Source organism: Streptomyces sp. SAS_270 (assembly GCF_052543295.1).
In genome coordinates, this window is the sequence record NZ_JBMNDS010000007.1 from 172,437 (window position 1) to 192,962 (window position 20,526).

At 70.0% G+C, this 20,526-nt stretch carries 15 protein-coding genes and 1 pseudogene; 6 read left to right on the forward strand and 10 right to left on the reverse strand.

The window, feature by feature from the left end; translation table 11 throughout:
* From ACN6LB_RS07525 to ACN6LB_RS07535, 3 genes are all read right to left on the reverse strand, one after another.
* On the reverse strand, positions 1 to 568 hold a 568-nt coding region (locus ACN6LB_RS07525), incomplete at its 3' end, for an FAS1-like dehydratase domain-containing protein (RefSeq protein WP_445025088.1).
* 40 nt (positions 569 to 608) lie between these two features.
* Positions 609 to 1,475: an enoyl-ACP reductase FabI gene (gene fabI, locus ACN6LB_RS07530; RefSeq protein ID WP_445025089.1), complete on the reverse strand. Its 867-nt coding sequence runs from the start codon at positions 1,473 to 1,475 to the stop codon at positions 609 to 611.
* A 234-nt stretch (positions 1,476 to 1,709) separates the two neighbouring features.
* A complete protein-coding gene (locus tag ACN6LB_RS07535; RefSeq protein ID WP_445025090.1) occupies positions 1,710 to 2,180 on the reverse strand; it encodes a VOC family protein in 471 nt (156 codons plus the stop codon).
* 866 nt (positions 2,181 to 3,046) lie between these two features.
* Here ACN6LB_RS07535 and ACN6LB_RS07540 point away from each other — a divergent pair.
* Positions 3,047 to 3,361, forward strand: coding sequence for a hypothetical protein (locus ACN6LB_RS07540; protein ID WP_445025091.1), 315 nt, complete (start codon positions 3,047 to 3,049; stop codon positions 3,359 to 3,361).
* Positions 3,362 to 3,736: 375 nt separating this feature from the next.
* On the opposite strand, the pseudogene ACN6LB_RS07545 reads toward ACN6LB_RS07540, so the two are convergent.
* Positions 3,737 to 4,894: pseudogene (locus ACN6LB_RS07545) on the reverse strand (PP2C family protein-serine/threonine phosphatase); the annotation flags it as partial.
* A 98-nt stretch (positions 4,895 to 4,992) separates the two neighbouring features.
* Positions 4,993 to 5,754: an IclR family transcriptional regulator gene (locus ACN6LB_RS07550; RefSeq protein ID WP_445025092.1), complete on the reverse strand. Its 762-nt coding sequence runs from the start codon at positions 5,752 to 5,754 to the stop codon at positions 4,993 to 4,995.
* A gap of 1,188 nt (positions 5,755 to 6,942) precedes the next feature.
* Between ACN6LB_RS07550 and ACN6LB_RS07555 the strand changes: the two genes are divergently transcribed.
* Complete coding sequence (locus ACN6LB_RS07555; protein ID WP_445025093.1) at positions 6,943 to 8,148, forward strand: VOC family protein; 1,206 nt, start codon at positions 6,943 to 6,945, stop codon at positions 8,146 to 8,148.
* A 266-nt stretch (positions 8,149 to 8,414) separates the two neighbouring features.
* On the opposite strand, the gene ACN6LB_RS07560 is transcribed toward ACN6LB_RS07555, so the two are convergent.
* A complete protein-coding gene (locus tag ACN6LB_RS07560; RefSeq protein ID WP_445025094.1) occupies positions 8,415 to 9,173 on the reverse strand; it encodes a DUF6928 family protein in 759 nt (252 codons plus the stop codon).
* A 310-nt stretch (positions 9,174 to 9,483) separates the two neighbouring features.
* Between ACN6LB_RS07560 and ettA the strand changes: the two genes are divergently transcribed.
* The 3 genes from ettA to ACN6LB_RS07575 are packed head-to-tail and all read left to right on the forward strand — an operon-like array spanning position 9,484 to position 12,286.
* The gene (ettA, locus tag ACN6LB_RS07565; protein ID WP_356133089.1) at positions 9,484 to 11,148 is read left to right on the forward strand and encodes an energy-dependent translational throttle protein EttA; all 1,665 of its coding nucleotides are present in this window, start codon (positions 9,484 to 9,486) and stop codon (positions 11,146 to 11,148) included.
* A gap of 2 nt (positions 11,149 to 11,150) precedes the next feature.
* Complete coding sequence (locus ACN6LB_RS07570; RefSeq protein WP_356133091.1) at positions 11,151 to 11,564, forward strand: acyl-CoA thioesterase; 414 nt, start codon at positions 11,151 to 11,153, stop codon at positions 11,562 to 11,564.
* Positions 11,561 to 12,286, forward strand: coding sequence for a hypothetical protein (locus ACN6LB_RS07575; protein WP_356133093.1), 726 nt, complete (start codon positions 11,561 to 11,563; stop codon positions 12,284 to 12,286). Before ACN6LB_RS07570 ends, ACN6LB_RS07575 begins: the two co-directional genes overlap by 4 nt.
* A gap of 64 nt (positions 12,287 to 12,350) precedes the next feature.
* Here ACN6LB_RS07575 and ACN6LB_RS07580 read toward each other — a convergent pair whose 3' ends face one another.
* Positions 12,351 to 13,313 (reverse strand): ABC transporter ATP-binding protein, encoded by a 963-nt coding sequence (locus tag ACN6LB_RS07580; protein ID WP_445025095.1) that lies wholly within the window; start codon positions 13,311 to 13,313, stop codon positions 12,351 to 12,353.
* Positions 13,314 to 13,343: 30 nt separating this feature from the next.
* On the opposite strand from ACN6LB_RS07580, the gene ACN6LB_RS07585 reads away from it, so the two are divergent.
* On the forward strand, positions 13,344 to 13,721 hold the full coding sequence (locus tag ACN6LB_RS07585) for a hypothetical protein (RefSeq protein WP_445025096.1): 378 nt from the start codon (positions 13,344 to 13,346) through the stop codon (positions 13,719 to 13,721).
* Here ACN6LB_RS07585 and ACN6LB_RS07590 read toward each other — a convergent pair.
* From ACN6LB_RS07590 to ACN6LB_RS07600, 3 genes are all read right to left on the reverse strand, one after another.
* Positions 13,690 to 16,416, reverse strand: a complete 2,727-nt coding sequence (locus ACN6LB_RS07590) for an FtsX-like permease family protein (RefSeq protein ID WP_445025097.1) — start codon at positions 16,414 to 16,416, stop codon at positions 13,690 to 13,692. The two genes, ACN6LB_RS07585 and ACN6LB_RS07590, sit on opposite strands and share 32 nt — an antisense overlap.
* A 1-nt stretch (position 16,417) precedes the next feature.
* A complete protein-coding gene (locus ACN6LB_RS07595; protein WP_445025098.1) occupies positions 16,418 to 19,738 on the reverse strand; it encodes an FtsX-like permease family protein in 3,321 nt (1,106 codons plus the stop codon).
* A 242-nt stretch (positions 19,739 to 19,980) separates the two neighbouring features.
* Positions 19,981 to 20,385 carry a globin gene (locus tag ACN6LB_RS07600; RefSeq protein WP_445025099.1) on the reverse strand — a complete coding sequence of 135 codons (405 nt, stop codon included), beginning with the start codon at positions 20,383 to 20,385 and terminating at the stop codon, positions 19,981 to 19,983.
* Positions 20,386 to 20,526: the final 141 nt, after the last annotated feature.

A 20,526-nucleotide genomic window follows, 5' to 3' on the forward strand; every position in this document is an offset into this window, starting at 1 on the left:
CCCCCCCCCCCCCCCCTCCCCCCCCCCCCCCCCCCCGCGACAGGAATCGGCTGACCGACCGGGTGACGGGCTCACCGTCCTGAGTCGCGATCGCCACCTCCATCGACAGCAGGCTGCCGTTCATGGCCGGCTGTTCCTGGAGGATCCGGGCCCGGGCGGTGAGCACGTCCCCGTGTCGGATCGGGCGGAAGTGCCGGAAGTCCTGGGAGAGGTGAATGGCCGCCGTGTAGTCGTATGCGGCGTCGCTTCGGCGCTGCCTCAGGACGTTCGCCTCCGCCTGGCCCGCCAGGCGTACGGCGAAGGTGGGCGGCGCGATCACGTCCGGGTGGCCCAGTGCGCGCGCCGCCGCCGGTACGCGGTACGCGGGGTTCGGATCGCCTATCGCGTCGGCGAACTCGCGGATGCGGTCCCGGGTTATTTCGACCGGGCCCAGGACGGCTGGGTCGGCCTGGGCCAGGTCGGCTGGGTCGGCCGGGTCCGCCGGGTCCGCCGGGTCCAGGGCGGCCGGGTCCGGCGGGCTCGGTGCGGTGGGGATCTTGGTGTCGAGCGTGTGAGGCAGATGAGACACGTGAGGTGTGTGGGGCGTGTGGGGTGCTGCTCCGGGGAGGTCAGTGGCCATCTCGGCCCCCGCCCACGCGCGCGTGCACCCGGCCGGCCGCGGCGCGTACGACCCCGTCCCCGACCGCATGCGATCCGCCGTCGACGTGCACGATCTCGCCGGTGGTCGACGGGAACCAGTCCGACAGCAGAGCCACACAGGCCTTGCTCACCGGCGTGAAGTCCGTGGGCTGCCAGCCCAGGGGCGCCCGTGCGTCCCACTCCGCCGCGGCTTCGGCCGGGTCCGCGGACGGCCCGTAGCTCGCGCGGCCCGCAGGGGTGTGCAGCGGGCCCGCGGCGACGAGGTTGACCCGGATGCCCCGCACCCCGAGATAGGCCGCGAGATACCGTGCGCAGGACTCCAGGCCCGCCTTCGCGACGCCCATCCAGTCGTAGCCCGCCCACACCTGACGGGCGTCGAAGTCCAGGCCGACCACCGACGCTCCCCTCGGCATGAGGGGCAGCAGAGCGGCGGTCAGGGCCTGGAGGGAGACCGCGGACACCTCGAACGCGTGCGCGGCCTCGCTTCGCGACGTGCTCAGGAAGTTGCCGCCCAGCGCTCCCGGCGGTGCGAAGGCCACCGCGTGGAGTACGCCGTCGATACGGTCGACATGCTCCCGGAGCCGGTTCTCCAGGGTGGCCAGGTGGTCGTCGTCGGTGACGTCCAGTTCGAGGACCGGGGCGGGCCGCGGCAGCCGCCGCGCGATCCGCTCCACCAGGGACAGTCGGCCGTAGCCCGTGAGGACCACCTCGGCTCCCTGCTCCTGCGCGGTGCGGGCCACGTGAAACGCGATCGAGCGGTCCGTGAGGACGCCCGTGACCAGGACGGTCTTCCCTTCGAGCAGCCCACCTTCGAACAGGCCGGTTCGCGCAGCCATGCCGTTCCCCTCCAGACAGACGAGTCCGTTGGGCCGGCAGGGCCGCCGCCGGTTCGCGTCCCCCGACTCCTTGACGGCCTCCCTGGCCGGTCCCCGGCCACAGCTCATCGGGAGCGGCTCGAACGGCGACTGACCTTCCCTCGAAGGGGCCGCTCCGATACGGAAGGATCATGAGGATCTACGAAGAGGTCGGTCCTTTAGGGTCCGCCGCATGACCGACGGTGCCCTGGTCGGTCAGGCCGTTGCGTCGGTGTCCTGCACGGAGGCCGCGAACGCCTCGGGGCCCTGCTCCACCGCCGCCGGGTCCATCCACATGACCTGCCAGCCGTGGCCGTCGAGGTCGAAGAAGCTGCGTGAGTACATGAAGCCGTAGTCCTCGGCACCGTCCGCCTCGGAGCCGCCCGCCGCGAGTGCGGCGGCGCTGACCGCGTCGACCTCGTCGCGGGATGACACGCTGAAGCAGTAGAGCGCCAGCGTGTGCGTGGTGGGATCGGCCATCGGCAGTTTCGCGAACTCCGCGAACTTCTCGCGGCTGAGCAGCATGACGAAGGCGTGCTCGCCGACCAGCATGCAGGCGGCGGTCTCGTCGGTGAACTTCGGGTTGAAGCCGAATCCGAGCTGGGCGAAGAACGACTTGCTGCGCTCCAGGTCCGCTACGGGAATGTTCAGGAACAGCATGCGGCCGGCGTGCGCGGGAGTGGTCATGGTGGGCCTCCGGTCAGTGGGTCGATGGCGTACGTCCTGGTAGACCGGCCCGCCCGGCGAAACTCATCGGTGGCTCTTCGCCGACTCCCCAAACAGCAGACTCCTATGGCCTCCCTGGCCCTTCGTAGCTGCGCTTCCGGGCGGAGGAAGTCGAGACCACACGCTGCGCTGGGCCGTCCGACGTCCCCCGAGGTCACTCAGCGACGACCGTCAGTGACAGTCGACCCCCAGCCGCCAGTCGCGAAACCCCAGGTCACAGCTCCCCGGCCATATGGGTTACCACCCGAGGCTGGACCTCAGGCAAGACGGAGTGTTTCTGCCTGATGCCAGATCATCTCGCTCGCTCTCCACGCATACTGCCCCATGGCTCAGTGCAGCCGCCGGACTCAAAATTCCAACATTGCGCCGATCTGCGGCCTCTATGGTCTGTGCATGGCCAAGGTCTGCATCTTCTGTGGAGGCACTCCTCTGACGAAGGAGCACGTTCTCCCCCGCTGGCTCAAAGTCGCGCTCGACCCAACAGTTCGGCGCCACCGGTACGTTCGGCTGAGCATGGACACAGTTCGACATCACGACGCTCCCCCACTGAATGACCAAGTCAAGGTCGTCTGCTCCAGCTGCAACAGCGGCTGGATGAACCAGTTGGAGGAGGACGTCAGGGGCTTTCTACCTGCCCTGATCCGGGGAACCCCGTGCAGCATCGACGCCGGAGCCCAGCGCTCCCTGTCGTCATGGTCTCCAAAGACCATGCTCATGTTTCAGCACACGCATCATTCTGCAGTGCGTAACGTGATCCCGGAGAGTGACTTCGCGGTGTTTATGAGGTCCATGAACCCACTACCTCGATGCTCGGTCGCCTCGGTTTCATGAACTACCCGCCTGACGACAACGTGCCTCTTGTGGACACCCTGTGTCAGGGCTACGGGACGTCCCAGCTGGGTGGTGTGGCCTGGATCAGCACCCTCAAGATCGGCTGCATGGTCGTGCAGATCATCCGCGCGCCTGATGTCGCCCACGGCTCCAGGCTCGCTCCGTACGGAGCCTTGCCCTCGTTGCGCCCGATGTGGCCGTCGGCCGAGCCGATCAAGTGGCCTCTACCGCGGGCGATCCCGTATGAGCTGATGATGGCGCTGGCGCACCCCGAAGTGTTTGATGTGACGGTCGCTCCCATCCAGGCTTAGGTGTTCGGCCAGTGACATCCATACCTGACATCAACGATGGCGAACACGGGTGGACTCTTGCGATCTCCGACGGCCTCTGTGTCTAGAACGATTGAAGCTCCCACGGCATGGTGGATCGAACTCCTAAAGCGGGTGTCGCAGGTTCCAATCCTGCCGGGGGCACAACACATTAAGCCGCTGACCTGGGGTTTCTAAATCGCCAGGTCCCGAGAAGGCGGCGAAGGGGATACCTGGGTCCGCCGCTCCTTCGGGCTTCTCGGCAGCCTCGCTTCCGTCGCCCGCGCCCGCGGCAGAGGACCGGCATCGGGACGAGACGGAGCGTGAGCCGCTGCCGCGACCGGCGTCCGACGCCGCTTCGGGAACGGCGGCTTCGGTTGTGGGAGTGGTCGCTTCGGGAACAGCCGGCTTGCGGAGCAGGAGCAGCGCCGCGTCGTCGTGCAGTCGGCCGCCCACATGCGCCAGCAGTTCGTCATGGAGCGCGGTGAGGGTGCCGGCCGGTTCGTCGGACAAGTGGCGGGCCAGCCCTTCGGCGAGCGGGTAGAACTCACGGCGGTGGTTGCGGGCCTCGGTAACCCCATCGGTGTAGAGCAGCAGTTGATCCCCGTCGGCGAAAGGCAGCACCTGTAGGCTGGGGGTCTCGTCCGTGAGGGCGCGCAGCCCGAGGGGCGGGGCCGGATGGGCAGGCTCTACCGTCACGACGGTGCCGGATTCGCGCACCAGCAGCGGAGGCGCGTGTCCACAGTTGACCACCTCCAGATGGCCTGCCTGCGGGTACCCGGCGACCACGGCGGTGACGAAGTCGTCGCAACCGAGGTTGCGCGCCAGGCTCCGCTCGATCCTGCCGACGACGGCGAGGAGATCGGGCTCGTCGTAGGCGGCCTCACGGAAGACACCGAGTACGAGTGCGGCGGTCCCCACGGCCGGCAGCCCCTTGCCGCGCACATCGCCGACGATCAGCCTGACCCCGTACGGGGTGGGCACCAGCGCGTATAGATCCCCGCCGATACGGGCCTCCGCCGCCGCGGCGCTGTAGCGGACGGCCACCTGGAACGGGCCGACAGCCGCCGGTACGGGCTTGAGGAGCGCATGCTGGGCGGCCTCCGCGACCGAGCGGACGGCCGCGAGCACCCGTTCACGACGCCCGCGCAGCGCGCTGGCGAGGCCACTTGCCAGCGTGACGGCCGCCAGGGCGGACAGTACGGCCGTCAGCTCATGTCCCGGAACCCCGTCCCGGGTTCCAAGCGTCGCGCCCAGCACCGCGGCGAGAAGGCCGACACAGAGGACTCCGCGCGGCCCGCCGGTGGTGGCGGCCAGCGCGGGCCCGGCCGCGAGCAGCGGCAGCCAGATCGTCCCTGCTCCGCACGCGACGTCGACGAGCACGACGACGGAGACGATCAGCACGGGCAGTACGGGTGTACGGGCGGCCAACTGTGCGGCGGCACGTCTCCGGGCCGCCGACCCGGGATCGGCCACTCGGTTCCTGAACGGCCGTATCAGCCAGTGGTCGCCGGCATGGTCTCGGGCCTGACTCATGCTTCGTCCGTAGTCCTCACCTGTGCGCGGGGGCACTCCTGAAATGTCTCTTTCATCCAGGAAAGAGGTTCGGCCCGGGCGCCACAAGGAGAGGATTTTCAGATAGTGAGCGAGAGGCCCCTGGTCACGCGACTCGCGGTCGGGATCAGCCGCTCCAGGATCTCCTCGAGTCGAGAGAGCCGGTCCGCCTGCAGTGAGACGCCGAGCGAGCCGAGTGTGTCCCCGCTGTAGACGGGCACGGCGACACAGACCGTACCGAGGGCATACTCCTCCAGGTCCGTGACGGCCGGGGCCACGGGTGAGGAGTCGAGTCTCCGGAGCAGCTCCGGAGAGCTGGTGATGGTACGTGGTGTGAGGTCGGCGAGGGGGTGCCGGGAGAGGTAGTCCTTGCGGGAGGCGTCATCCAGTTCTCGCAGCACGGACTTGCCCAACGCGGTGGCGTGCCCCGCGTCCTCGAATCCCACCCAGAGGTCGACACGGGGCGCCTGGGGGCCGTCGACGATCTCGGCGACCCGGATCTCGCCTTCCTCGTAGAAGGTGAGGTAGGCGGCGGTCGCGAGCTCGTCCCGCAGAGCGGCGAGTGTGGGACGGACACGGCTGAGCAACACCTGCCCGCGGCCCGTGGTGTGCAGCATCTGCAGCTTGTCGCCCAGGACGAACCCGCCGTCGTCCAGCTTCCGTACGTATCCGTCGTGGACCAGCGTCCGCAGCAGGTGATAGGCGGTGGCCAGGGGGAGTCCCGTCTCACGTGCCAGTTGCTTCGCCGGCGCGCCGTTCTCGTGCGTGCTCACCGCCTCCAGCAGTCGGAGGGCCCGCTGCACGGAAGTGATGAGCGTAGGGCCACCGTCGTGAGCACCCATACGACCAGCGTGCGCCGAGCACACGACGCAGGCAAGGCGCGCGCCCCTTCGCGACTCCGCGCGGCCTCACACCGCGGCCGGATCCATGATCGTCGCCTCTGCTGGGAGCCACGCCGGAGCCCTGGTGCTCCTTCGAGCTGGAGTGGCACTCACCGTGCTCATTGACAGAGGCGCTGCGGGGATACGAGTACTTACGGGCACCCTCTTGGCCAACGGTCGTGGCCGTCGCGGGTCGTCTCGCTCAGGTCATGGTCACGAACGACCTGAAGGAACTCGCTGCGCTGCACGACGCCGATCTGAGCACTGGTACTCGACGTGGGCCGCAGGTTTGAGTGTCTAACTGCGTGACAACGCGGACAGACAGCGGCGGACGAGCACGGACACTCACGGACCGTCGCAGTAGGTCAGATGCGCACTGGCCCAAGGTCGGCACCCTGTCCGAGTTGCTTCGGGACGAAGAGGTCGAGCGCTCAAGCCGCGCCACACCGGCGGCGGCCGAGGCCTGGATGCAACAGACCAAGCCTGACGCGGAAATGCGCGAGGCCTCGTCGCGGAGCAGCCTGGTAGTGGGGATAGCCGTGAGGAGGCTCCGATGGCGTATCACGAGGAACGCCCCTGGCGCGAGACGCACCGAACCCATCGAGCACGGCCCAGAGCTGCGCTCGGTGGGGTATTGGCGTTGGGAATCGTGATCGCGTTGGCCCTGATCGAGCTTCGGGCAGCAGTGATCTTCGTAGGTCTGGCCGTAGTCACGATCTTGGTCTTGCTGATCGGCAAGTGGGTCGGAAATCACGACCGAGAGGGGTGACAGGGCCTGGTCCGTGCCAGACACGTGCCAGATCGTGCGGGGAACCACGGGGAACACCAGGGAGTCAACGAACCGCCCACCAAGCGTCGACTCGCTCCCGCCGCAGCTCAGCTGCACTGGCACGCTCAGAGAACCCAAGCTTCCCAAGCTCAGGTCGCATCGTCTCGCTCGGGTCGCGGAGCGAGACCGGCCGCGTGGTCGAGGTCGTGGGAATATTTTCTTCTGGGTCATCCTATTGATCGCACGCTTATCTTCCCCAGACAACACACCGATTCAATGCTCTACACAAATTCCTCAATCGTTCCACAGTGCATCTGACGCCTCAAAACTTATCAATGCTTCGACTGGACGGATTATCGATTCAGTGACACGCTGGCGGCATGAGCAGCCGGACAGCGCAACAAACATCAGGGTTGGGGAAACTGGCAGTCGCTCTGGGCGTGTTGGCTCTTGCTTCAGCCACACTAGGTATTTCTTTACTAAATATTGGACAACCGAGTGACACTCCGACGGAATTAGGTAAGTGGCTATTGCAACTCGCTTCAGTATTTGCTGGCACGGGCGTGGTGAGTTCAGCACTTCGCCAGGCCGACCTTGCTCGCGCTCAGCGAGAAGCCTGGGCGGAATTGTTGCAAGATTTGATTACGGCACATGACAAAGTTCAGCTAGCTGTCCGCATGTTATCGGCGCACGCCACCGCAAAAACGTATTCTGACCAGGTTCAGCATGTCAGCGAGGTGCGAGAAGTATTACGTCGCATCATGTCTTCTCCCCAGGTACATGAAGACATGTCACTCAGGGTCGCCCTGGGACGCATGCGCAAGGATTTGAAGTATCTGGTTAAGGAGTACGAGGGTAACTACTTGCCCGTGGCCCGACAGCAACGACTCGACGAGGAATACTTAACATACAAACTCAAGACCTTGATTCAGGGAGGCGCGGACATATCGCCCCTGATACCGGATAGTCTGACCCGCCCGCTACCCGCTTGGCAAAAATTGAATAATAGTTCAGAGTTTCCGCGCCTCAACGCTTTTCTCAACGGGTATAAAGCGAGCGATTTCCGGAGGGCGTACGAGACCGCTAAGCCAATCTTGGAGCGGAATGCAGGAATTCGACGCCGCCCGAAGAGCGGGAATCTGGAAGATTCCTCTCTAGATGACAAAAAGGTTCTAGCTCGGGCACGCCTAACGATCAGACTTCCTGCCCAGGATCTAGTCCGGGCGCAGCGTTTCTACTCGAAGCAACTCGATCTTGAGCCCGTCGATGCACGACCCGATGGGTTGTTGTACCGGTGCGGCGGCGTAGAGTTCCTACTAGTCCAGTCTGAGGGAGTCTCCCGGGGCAAGTTCCCACTAATGGCGTGGGAAGTCGACGACATCGAGCCCGTCGTTTCACAGCTAAAGGGACGCGGGGCGGTGTTCGAAGAAGTTGAGATGTCGGCGCCGCTCGGTGGAGCGCGGACGACCAACGAGATCTTCGAGGTTGGCAAGAACTACCCAGGCGCGGGTGCACGGGGGGCTCGCGGGGCCTGCTTCCGTGATAGCGAGGGGAACATGGTCGCCCTGTACTCGCCGGTCGTGTGAGGCGGGCCGATGGTCCGCTAGCCAAGGAACAGGCAACACCGAGCGACACGAACAGCCTGAACAGTCGTCACCCATCCGTCTCAATTTCCGTCTCATTCAGCTACGTTCACTGCCGTTCAGGCGGGACCCGATGCTGTCCCAGCGCTGATGGCTGGCCGCCCATGAACCCAGGTGAACGCCCCCGCACGCACCCCGCCGCCCCACCACCACAGTTGGAAAGCGTGTTGGTGGGGCAACGGGCCACAGGAGATCAAAGGCCGAGTGCGCTACAAGCTGTCGCGCTCGACCAGCGAGCCGTCCGGCCCCAGTGAGAAGAAACGCGGCGGTCCCATAGCCTCCATGGCCCTGCGCAGCTGCGCTTCCTGTTCTGCGGGGTCAGGCGCGTGTGGGTCCCGTACGTGGAAGCCGTGGAGGGCGATGCTGCCCGCATCGAGGTCGTCGGGCTCGGGGACGCCCTCCTGGACGAACCCGCAGAGTGCGCGCAGCGCGTCTTCGCCGAGTTCCAGGGGATGGAAGGGCAGCGGGTACGGCTTTTCTTCTTCACCGGGCCATGGGATGACGTCGGCGGGACGGTCCCCGGCCCAGTAAGGCAGCTCGAAGGCGAGCGGGTCGCCGAAATTCTCGATGATGCCTCTGTCCGGTGACAGGCTCAGGGAGCGCAGCAGGTGGCCGTTTTCCCAGACGGCGAACGCGAGCCAGTCGACGACGCTGTGCATCACGTGCAGGACGAGCCGTCGGCCGGCGCTCGCCGCGACCAGGTGTTCCGGGAGCTGGGAGGGGAAGTCGATCATCACTCGCTGGTCGCCTATGACGTCCACGCCCGGCCAGCTGGCCGCGTAGGCCGTGCCTTTCGGCGGGTACACGCCGTCCGAGAGGTCGGTGCCCTCGCACGGTTCGATCTCCCAGCCCGGATAGAGCCGCCGCATCATGGCGGACGTCCGTGCCAGGTCCGCCGTCCCCACCTGTCGCAGCAGGCGCGGTACCTCGCCGTCGGCGTACACGAGCAGTCCCGTCTTGGCTCCCACAGTTCCTCCCCAAGGCCTCGCCGTCGATGGCGGTCGCACCGTAGCTGCCCGTACTGACAGTGGAAGAGGGGAGCGATGGGAGGTGAGGACGAGCCGGGGTCGCAGGTCGACCGCTGGGCCGTCCCTGGGCCGTCCGACGCCCCCCGAGGCCCCTCGACGACGACCGTCAGTGACAGTCGGCCCCCAGCCGCCAGTCGCGAAACCCCAGGTCAGAGCTCCCCGGCCATATGGGTTACCACCCAAGGCTGGACCTCAGGCAAGATGGGGTGTATCTGCCCACTGCCGATTTCAAGCGTCCGGACGGTTTCTCTTGGCTGAGTTCATTTACACCATGCGCAAGACGCGCAAGGCGCACGGCGACAAGGTGATCCTCGACGACGTCACCTTGAACTTCATGCCGGGCGCCAAGATCGGTGTGGTCGGTCCGAACGGTGCTGGTAAGTCCACCGTTCTCAAGATCATGGCTGGGCTGGAGCAGCCGTCCAACGGTGACGCGTTCCTGTCCCCCGGCTACACGGTCGGCATGCTCCTCCAGGAGCCGCCGCTCGACGAGTCCAAGACCGTGCTGCAGAACGTGCAGGACGGCGCCGCCGAGATCATGGGCAAGCTGCACCGGTTCAACGAGGTCGCCGAGCTGATGGCGACCGACTACTCCGACGCGCTCATGGACGAGATGGGCAAGCTTCAGGAGGACCTGGACCACGCCAACGCGTGGGACCTGGACACCCAGCTGGAGCAGGCCATGGACGCCCTCGGCTGCCCTCCCGGCGACTGGCCCGTCACCAACCTCTCCGGTGGTGAGCGCCGCCGCGTCGCGCTGTGCAAGCTGCTCCTCGAAGCGCCCGACCTGCTGCTTCTCGACGAGCCCACCAACCACCTGGACGCCGAGTCCGTGCAGTGGCTGGAGCAGCACCTCGCGAAGTACCCCGGCACCGTCGTCGCCGTCACCCACGACCGGTACTTCCTCGACAACGTCGCGGAATGGATCCTGGAGCTGGACCGCGGCCGCGCCCACCCCTACGAGGGCAACTACTCCACCTACCTGGAGAAGAAGGCCTCCCGCCTCAAGGTCGAGGGCCAGAAGGACGCGAAGCGCGCCAAGCGCCTCAAGGAAGAGCTGGAGTGGGTCCGCTCCAACGCCAAGGGCCGTCAGGTCAAGTCCAAGGCCCGCCTCGCCCGTTACGAGGAGATGGCTGCCGAGGCCGACAAGATGCGGAAGCTGGACTTCGAGGAGATCCAGATCCCGCCGGGCCCGCGTCTGGGCTCCATCGTCGTCGAGGTCGACAAGCTCTCCAAGGCCTTCGGCGACAAGGTGCTCATCGACGATCTCTCGTTCACGCTGCCGCGCAACGGCATCGTCGGGGTGATCGGCCCGAACGGCGCCGGCAAGACCACACTCTTCAAGATGATCCAGGGTCTGGAAGAGCCCGACTCCGGTTCGATCAAGGTCGGCGAGACCGTCAAGATCTCGTACGTCGACCAGAGCCGCGAGAACATCGACCCGAAGAAGACCCTGTGGGCCGTCGTGAGTGACGAGCTCGACTACATCAACGTGGGTCAGGTGGAGATGCCCTCGCGGGCCTACGTCTCCGCCTTCGGGTTCAAGGGTCCGGACCAGCAGAAGCCCGCCGGCGTCCTCTCCGGCGGTGAGCGCAACCGTCTCAACCTCGCGCTCACCCTCAAGCAGGGCGGCAACCTGCTGCTCCTCGACGAGCCGACGAACGACCTGGACGTCGAGACGCTGTCCTCGCTCGAGAACGCGCTGCTCGAGTTCCCCGGTGCCGCCGTGGTCGTCTCCCACGACCGCTGGTTCCTGGACCGGGTCGCCACGCACATCCTCGCCTACGAGGGTGAGTCCAAGTGGTTCTGGTTCGAGGGCAACTTCGAGTCGTACGAGAAGAACAAGGTCGAGCGACTCGGTGCCGACGCGGCGCGCCCGCACCGTGCCACCTACAAGAAGCTGACCCGGGGCTGACCTTGCGGCACACCTACCGCTGCCCGCTGCGCTGGGCGGACATGGACGCGTACGGCCACGTCAACAACGTGGTCTTCCTCCGCTATCTGGAGGAGGCGCGGATCGACTTCCTGTTCCGCCCGGACAAGGATTTCCAGCAGGGGTCCGTGGTGGCTCGCCATGAGATCGACTACAAGCGGCAGTTGGTCCACCGGCACGCGCCGGTGGACATCGAGCTGTGGATCACACAGATCAGGGCCGCGTCCTTCACCATCACCTACGAGGTGAAGGACCCGGACCAGGTGTACGTCACCGCCTCGACGGTCATAGTGCCGTTCGACTTCGAGGCGCAGCGGCCGCGCCGGATCACCTCCGAGGAGCGCGACTTCCTGGAGGAGTACCGGGACGACCAGGACGACGAGGCCGTCGCGGCATGACCGGTACGCAGGGTGTGCGCGGCGCGACCGCGCTGCACCTCGCCGACGAAAGGGAGGCGGCGGACCTCGCCGCCTTCCTGGGCCGGCTGATCCACTACGACCGCGCCGCCGCCGTACGCCTCCAGGCGTCCGGGACCGCGCTCGCGGTGTTCGGGCGACCGCCGTCGTTCGAGGTCCTTGCCATCCGCACGGCGCGGCTCGCCAAGCCGTACGAGGACGGGCTCGACGTCACGCTCGACGTCACCGTCTCCGCGGGTGAACTCCTTGAATCGATGGACGAGTCGGCGGCCACGCTCATCGTTCCGTCGCCCGTCACCGGACCTCCGTGGGCCGGTGTCCTGCCGCCCCGCGGCGGCTGGCAGCAGGTGACCGGGTTGCCCGCGCCGGACGCGGTCCGCGCGATGGTCGCCGCGGCGGTCGCCGAATTCCGGTCCCGGACCGAGGAGCTGGCCCCCGAAGGCCGTACTCGCGCCGAACTCGACCGGATCGGGCGGGAGATCTGGTCCCGGACCATCGGTGACACCGGCCTTCCGGTGCGGGCCGCGCATGCCGCGCAGTCGCTGGGATTCCTGCGGCCCGCGGACCGGGCCCACCACCTCGCACCCGGCGAGAGCCCGGTCGGGCTGTACTCGTCGGGCGCATGGCTCCGGCTGCGTACGCCGTACGGGTCGATCGCCGTACGCAGAGCGGGACTTGGGGCGCTGGACGTCAGCGTTCGCTGAACCTCCCAGGGGGCGGGGAGGGGCCGACCTCGCCTCCGCCCGTCGTGACGCGGTCCGTCCGGGCTCAGTCCGTGGCGTCGGGCCACACCTGGATGTGGTCCTCCTCCAGTTCCAGGGCCACCCGATCGCGCATGCCCAGGGCGCGGGTGTACTCGGCGGGGAGCTGCAGACGGCCCGCGCGGTCGAGCATGGCGTACTCGCGGGACACCACCGCCTCCTGGCCGGTGGCGGCGTCGACCTCGGTGCGGCGCAGGACTTCCGTGGAGGTGCGGCCGTCGCGGATCGCCACCGTACGGCGGACCTCGCCCGCGACGGCCTGGTCGTGGGTGACGATCACGATCGTGGTGCCGAGGTGCTCGTTCGCGGTGCGGAAGGCGGCGAAGATGTGCTCGGCGGTGTGGGAGTCGAGTTCGCCGGTGGGTTCGTCGGCGAGGAGCACGGCGGGGGCGTTGGCGAGTGCCACGGCGATCGCGACGCGCTGCTGCTGGCCGCCGGACAGCTGGTGCGGGCGCCGGTTGCGGCAATCCGCGATGCCCATCAACTCCAGGAGTTCCAGGGAACGTTCGGCCTGCTCGCGGCGGCGGGCGCGGGGGCCCCGGGAGCCGGCCAGCTGCATCGGCAGGGCGACGTTCTGGGCGGCCGTCAGATAGGGCAGGAGGTTGCGGGCCGTCTGCTGCCAGACGAAGCCGACGACCTCGCGGCGGTAGCGGAGGCGGTCCTTCGCGCCCATGGTCAGCAGGTCGCGGCCCGCCACCCGGGCCGCTCCCGCGGTGGGGGTGTCCAGGCCGGCCAGGATGTTCATCAGCGTCGACTTGCCGCTGCCCGAAGCGCCCACCAGCGCCATCAACTCACCCTCCCGGACCAGGAGATCGAGTCCCTGGAGGGCCTGCACCTCCACACCGTCCGCCGAGAAGATCCGCACCAGCCGGTCGCAGGTGATGAGGGCGTCGTGGCCGTAGGCGGGGCGGTCCCGGTGCGCCGCGGCGCGCTCGGCCAGGTCGGCGAAGGTGGGGTTCGTGGCGGTCATGACGTGACTCCCGCAGGTCGTGATCGTGAGATGGCAACCGCCGTACTCGACATCGCGAGTCCCCGGGTTCTTGGCTCGGCCCTTTCCGTCGACTGCGCGGCCGTCACCGTGGCTGTCGGCTCCGCCGGTTCCGGGGGAGCGGTCGGTTCCGTCGAGTGCGGGCCCGGCACGGCGGATCCGCATGTTCCCGGCTCCGCCAGTCCCATCAACGGCGCGCCCGTCACCGTGGCTCTCGACTCCGTCGGCTCCGCCAGTCCCGTCGACTGCCCGCCCGGCACGGCCAATCCCCGTGCCTTCGGCCCCGCCGGTCCCGTCAACCGCGCAGCCGCCCCCATGAACCCGCGCGGCTTCCGGCCCCCCGTCAGCCCCGCACCCCTCACCGTGAATCCCCCGCTCTCAGTTCCCTGACCGACCCCCGTCTCCCCGTCCACCACGCCTGTCCTGCCGCTGTGCCCGTGGCGAGGACGAGTACCGAGAGGGCGGGGAGCAGCAGGGACAGGGTGTCCGTGCGCAGTTCGGTGGACCCCGGGGGTGCGTCGGTCGTGGCTGCTGCCAGGGCGATCGTCGTGAGGTCGATGCCGGGGGAGAGGAGGCGGATGGCGGCCCAGCCGGTCAGCGCACCGCCTGCCGCGGCGAGCAGAGCCTGGGGGAGGGCTTCGAGGACGAGGAGGCGGCGGCCCTGGGCGCGGGTGAGGCCCATGGTGCGCAGCCGGGCGAGCAGCGCGGTGCGTTCGGGGGCCGCGCGGACCAGGGCGAGGAGCAGGGCGAGTACGGCGTACCCGGCGCCCGCGGCGACGGCCGCCGCGTAGACGCGCTCGGCGCCGGACTGGAGCGGCGAGTCGACGTAAGCCGCCCGCGCCTGAGACCGCAGGCGTACGTCCGCCTCGGCGCCCGCGGCCCTGCGCAGGGCGCCCCCGTCGAGGTGATCGCCGGTGACGAGGAGCGCCGTGGGGCGGGCGGGGCGGGTGCCGAGGCCGGCGCGGTCGACGACCAGGAAGTCGGTGCCGGACACCGCCGGGGTGAGACCGCGCACGAGGGCGATCCGTACGGTGACGTGGCTGCCGTCCTCCAGGCGCACCGGGAAGGGCCGCGTGCCGTAGCGGTCGGCCACGGCGGGGGAGGCGAGGGCGGGCAGCGGCGCGTGGGCGGGGTGCTTCAACTCGGCCGCGGGGAACGCGCCGAGCCCGGTCGACGCCGCCAGTCGCGCGTACGCCTCCGGGTCGGCTCCCGCGAGCGGCACCGTCTGCTCGCCGTCCTCCGGCTTCGCCTGGTACGCGATGCTCACCGGTGTGACCTCGCGGACCCCGGAGCCACTGTCCCGGATCTCCGTCGCCAGCGTGTCCGGCAGGGGCCGGGTCGCCTCGATGCGGGCGTCGGCGCCCGTGGTGAGCAGGGCGGCGCGGTCGCGGGTGTCGGCGACGCCGGCGAGGACCGAGCCGCCGAACGCGGCGGTGGTCAGGGCGGTGAGCAGGGCGAGGAGGGGCAGCACGGTGGAGACGGAGGTGCGGCCCGCGCGGGCCAGCGACAGATGGCCGACCGCGCCGCGCAGCCGGCCCGCCGGTCGGGCGAGCCGACGCAGCGGCAGCGGATAGAGCCGCACCAGCACCAGCGCGGCGATGATGCCCACCAACACCGGGGCCAGCGCGACGAATTCGTTGCCGTCCTGCGTGTCCGTGCCACGGCTGCGCAGCGCGAACACCGCTCCCGACGCCAGCACCAGCAGGGTGAGCTCCGCGACCGTGCGGCGCCGTGAAGGACGTACGACGGTCAAGTCCTCGCGTGCACCGTGGAGTTGGACCACCTGGTGCTTGACCGCGGCCCGCACGGGCAGGGCGGCGCAGGCGAGGGCCGTCACGGCGACGGCGGCCGCCACCGCGTACGTGCGGCGGCCGGCGGGGACCGCGAGCAGCGCGGCGCCGAGGCCCAGGGCGCCCGCCGGGACGGCGAGCACCGACGTCTCGGCCAGCAGCCGGCCCGTGACGCCGCGCAGGGAACCACCGCGGGCGCGCAGCAGGGCGAGTTCGCTGCGGCGGCGGTCCGCGGCGAGGCCGCCCGCCATCAGCAGGACGACGGCGGCGACCGTGGCCGTGCCGGACGCGGCGACGGCGACCAGCGGGGCGATGCCGGACCGCAGGTGCGCGTACTCCGTCACGACGTCGTCGAGGTCGGTGCTCGCGTCCGCGGAGCGATCGGTGAACGCGCGGACCTTCGCCAGCCCCGGACCCGCTTCGAGAGCGGCGATCGCGGAGTTCAGGCGGGACAGGTCGTGCGCGGTGAGGGCGGCGGTCGCGGGGGCCAACTGCCAGTAGCGCACGGGGTGTCCGTCCGTGCCGAGCATGGCAGGAGCCGCGGCCGGGGGCAGCAGCAGGGCGCCCTCCCAGTAGGTGTCCGGCTCGCCGTTCTGGTCCGGCTCCCGGACCAGGGAGGGCTTGCGCAGCAGCGGCTGAGTCGTCCAGTACGCGCCCTCGGGCTCGCGCGGATCGAGGATGCCGGTGACCGTCACGGCGAGAGACGAATGCCTGGCGGCGGGCACGTGGATCACCGAACCGACCCTGATCCTCAGGGCCTTGGCCGTCTCGGCGGTGACGGCGGCTTCCACCCGGTCCGTCTGCGCGGTCGCCGTCGCGGCCGCGCGCGGCAGGCGCCCCGCGCGGAGCCGGGCGTGGTCGGCGAGGCCGTTCTGCGCGGCGAGCGCGACGCGTGCGGGCAGACCGCTGGGCCGGGGCAGCCAAGGGTCGGGCACGGCCAGGGCCTCGGTGTTGCGGACGCCGTACGAGGACTGGTCGCGGTCGGGGGTCAGGGGGTGTTCGGCGGTCTTCAGCGCCTTCGCGTACTGCGCCCGGAGGATGTCCGGCGTCAGGGCCTGCTCTCGCTGCCGCTGCGGGAGGATGGGACCGGGTTCCGGAGCCCACAGCTGCACGGTGGTCCGTCGAGGTGTGGCCTCCTCGACGGCCTGTCGCAGCCCGGCGTCCTCATACCGGTCGACGGCCCGTGGAAACGCGGCGGCCAGTGCGGCGGTCAACGCCACGAGCAGCGTGAGGGCGAACGCGGCGCCGGGGGCCGCGCGCAGCCGGGTGCGAACCCACGGGGCGACCGGTGTCATGTCACTCACCCCCCGCTCGCAGCGAGTTCGCCGGGTCCGGGCGGTGCAGGGCCAGGAACGCCGTCACGGCGAGCGGGGTCAGGGCCACGGCCGTCAGGAGCAAGGCGGCCTGGGAGAGGGGGAGTTCGACCAGGACCTTCGGGGTCGGCTGGGTGGCGTCGGAGGTCAGGACGATGAAGGGGACGACCGCACGCGTCAGTACCGCACCCAGGGCGACCCCCACCAGCAGCGCCAGCGCCACCAGCACCGCCTGTTCCGCGGCGATCAGCCGGGCCAGCTGGCGGCGGGGGGCGCCCAGCGCGCGCAGCACCGCGAACTCGGCGCCGCGCTCCCGCAGCGATCCCGCCGTGCTCACCGCGAAGCCGACCGCGGCCAGCGCCGCCGCGACCAGGGCCGCCGCGGCGAACGCGGCCTCGGGACCCGCCCCGAACGGGTCGTCGCGAAGCCGGTCGGCGATCTCGTCGCGCACCACGACCTGCGAGGGTTCGATGTCGGGCCGCGCCCGCAGGACGGACGCGACCCGTGCCGCCTCGCCCGGCGCCGCCCGCAGCCACCACTCCGTGGGCGCGGCGCTCTCCCCGTAGCGGGCCTCCAACACCCGGTTCACGGACGGGAGATCGACCAGCAGAGCCCCGCCGTCCCCCTGCCCGGTCCCCGCCGTCGTGGGAAGTGCCCGGATGCTGTGGGTGATCCGGACCGTCACCCGGTAGCCGCCGAACGGCACGTCCACGCGCTGCCCGGTCCGGGCTCCCGCCGACGTCAGGAACCGGTCGGTCGCGATCGCGGTGATCTCGGGCACAGGTGGTTGGGCCACCTGCAGACGGACCGTCAAGGACGCAGCCTCCCAGGCTTGGTCGCGCGCGACGTACCCGGTGCCGTAGGTCACGGTGAGCGGCGTGCGCGACCCTTCCGGCGCGTTCGTCACCCGCGGACGGGTGGGCCGGCTGTCGGCGAACGGCGACCCCGACGTGGCGTTGACGCTGGACGCCGCTTTCCAGGTCCCCGGCAGCGGCAGCTTCCGTGAGGATCCGTCGGTCCCGACCGCGCTCAACTGTTCTACGGACAACCGCTGTTGCTCGGCACTGTCGACGGGCTGCATCACGTCGAGCTGGATCCCGGTGAAGGTCAGCGGCTCGGCGGCGCGGCCCGTGGGGGCGTCGGCGGCCTTCGCGAGGTCGACGGTGAGGGTGTGGGCCCGCCCGTCGAGGGGGAGTTGACCGGCGGGGATGCGGTACGGCGTGCCGTAGCGGTCCAGAAGCGTGACCGCGACGTCCGCGTCGGCGTCGATGCCCGCGGTGTCGCTCCGCGGGGCGTCGCTGCGGATCCGCAGGGTCGCGCGCAGAAGTGTGGTGCTCTTCGGGAGAGCCGCGCCGATGGCGGCGCCCTTCGGGGCGAGCCCGGCAATCAGCGGCCGGACGGGCCCGTCGGCCAGGTCGCCCCGCAGCAGCACCCCGTCCGCCGCGTGCGCCGTGTCCAGCGCCAGCGCTGTCGCCGTCCGGTCGCCGGACAGCGGCAGTGTCGTACGGACGGCGGGGGCGGCCTCGCGCACGCCCGGGACCGCGGCGAAGACGCCGGACTGGCCCAACTCGCCTGCCCCGTTGGGGAGTACGCGGACCGACGTACCGGCGCGGAAGTCGGCCTGGTCGTCCTGCGAGCGGTTCCAGGACGCGCCCTGGCCGATGGTGAGCATGCCCAGGGCGACGGCCAGCACCAGCAGCAGTACCGGGCCCGCGCCGCGCATCGGGCGGCGGCTGAACTGCCACCCCGCCAGCGCCGCGGGCAGCCCCCGTCCACTGGCCGCACGCCGCTCGGCGAGCCGGGCCACCGGCGGCAGCAGCCGCAGCGTCAGCACGGTCCCGGCGAGCAGCGCCAGCGCGGGCGCCGAGACGAGGAGCGGGTCGATGCCGAGCGTGCCGGAGAGGTCGGCGCTCACGGTGCCGGAGTCCCGCCGGTTCAGCTGCCAGTACGCGACGCCGGCGATCACCAGCAGGCCGACGTCCGCGCCCGCGCGCACCGGAGCGGGCAGCGAACGGGCCCGCCCCTCAGCCGAGTCGGAGGACGTCAGCGCAGGCACCGTCACCGCGAGGGCGCACCCCAACGCCACACACGCGGCGACCAGCCACACGCCGCCGCGCCCCACCGAGGAGTCCAGCCGCAGCCCGATCCGCGCCAGCGCGCCCTGACCGGCGAGCACCCGGGTCAGCGGGCCGGCGAGCAGCGGAGCGCAGGCCGCCGCGGGGATGGCGAGCAGCAGCGCCTCCAGCGCCGCGAACCCGGCGACCCGGCCGCGCGAACCACCCCGGGCCCTCAACACCCGTGTCTCGCCCGCGCGTTCGGCGCTCAGCAGCCGGGCGACGAGCAACAGGGCGTACCCCGCGAGCAGTCCGAGCTGCAGCGCGACGATCAGCAGCGTCGAACGGGAGACGAGCAGCGAACGCTCCACGCGGTCCAGCACCTCGGGCAGCGCGGTCGTCACCGCCGTGGTCCCGCTCAGTGCGGGCACCTTGCGCAGGGAGGCGGTGCCCGTGCGGGCCGCGTCCCGCAGCGCCCCGATCCGGCCGGTGCTCAGCGCCGAGAAGTCGGCGGTCGCCAGCCACCCGGTCTCCCCGGCGCTCACCCGGGCGCCTGCGCCGCCGCCCCTGCCGCCGAGCACGGCGGGATCGGCGAGCAGCGGCCCGTACGTCGTGAAGGAGACCTTGTTGATCCCGCGGCCGCCCAGCTCGTCCAACTGCCAGTAGGGGGAGGCGTTCCGGGTGGGCCGGTACAGGCCGGTGATCAGGACGCGCACCTTCGGGCCGTCGAGCCGGTCGACGAGCGTGAGCCGCGCGCCGGGCTTCAGACCGAGGCGCGCGGCGGCCGTCTCGGGCAGCGCCACCTCAAGGACCGGGCCGCCCGGAGCCCGTGGCAGCCGGCCCACGGTGACCCGCACCTGGCCGCGGTCGAGCGCGGCGAAGTGCGTCAGATCGGGGTCGCCCGTGGAGGCCGCGCCGGGACCCCGCAGCGAACGCGGCAGCGCGTACGGGCCCGAGCGCACCAGGGTCCGCAGGGTCACCGGAAGCCCTGCGAAGGTCTTCCGGGCCCCTTCGCGTACGGCTTTGTCGGCGGCCCCCTGCTGCCGCGCGGAGATGTCGGCCTTGACGATCAGCGAGGTGTCGACGGCGTTGTGTTCGTCCAGGAGCGAGTGGCGCAGGGACGCGTCGCCGATCGCGCCGGAGTACGCCGTGAGCGTCGCGAGGACGGACGTCGTCAGCAGGACCGTGAGGAGCGCGGCAGCGAGCAGCAGGCGGTGCGCCCGCGCACGCAGTAGTACGAACCCCGTCACCCGGCCCCCCCGCCGTCGTTCGATCTGCGGGCGATGCTGTCAGAGGAGGGGCGCCGCGGGTAAGCGCTTGTGGGCAGGGCTTGACCGGATTGTGATCGGAATCCGGCGCCGTACGACCGGAATCCGGCCACCGGAACTCATGCGTCGACCCGACGAGCTGATCCCGCCGGCCCTCGCCGGCCTCGGCTCATCGAACCCACTGGCCTCAGCCCACCGAACCCACTGGGCTCAGCCCAACGGACTCAGCCCTCCGTGTTCACCATCGAAGCCGCCGCGTACGTCAGGTAGTTCCACAGCGTGTGCTCGTGCTCCTCGGAGAGGCCGAGCTCCTCGACGGCGACGCGCATGTGCTTCAGCCAGGCGTCGTGCGCGGCCCGGTCCACGGCGAAGGGCGCGTGCCGCATGCGCAGCCGCGGGTGGCCGCGGTTCTCGCTGTACGTCGTCGGCCCGCCCCAGTACTGGATCAGGAACAGCGTGAGGCGCTCCTCGGCAGGGCCCAGGTCCTCCTCGGGGTACATGGGCTTCAGCAGCGGGTCCTCGGCGACGCCCTCGTAGAAACGGTGCACCAGGCGGCGGAAGGTCTCCTCGCCGCCGACCTGCTCGTAGAAGGTCTGCTCCTGAAGCGTGCCGCGCCGAATCTCTTTCACCCGTCCATGGTCTCAGACGGGGTGACCGAGGACTCAAGGCTTAGACGTCATCTCATTTGGTTCTGTAGGCTGCCGGTCGTGGTCTCGATCGTTGAGCGGCTGGTGCCGGATGAGTTGTGGGAACTGTTCCAGCGGGTGGTC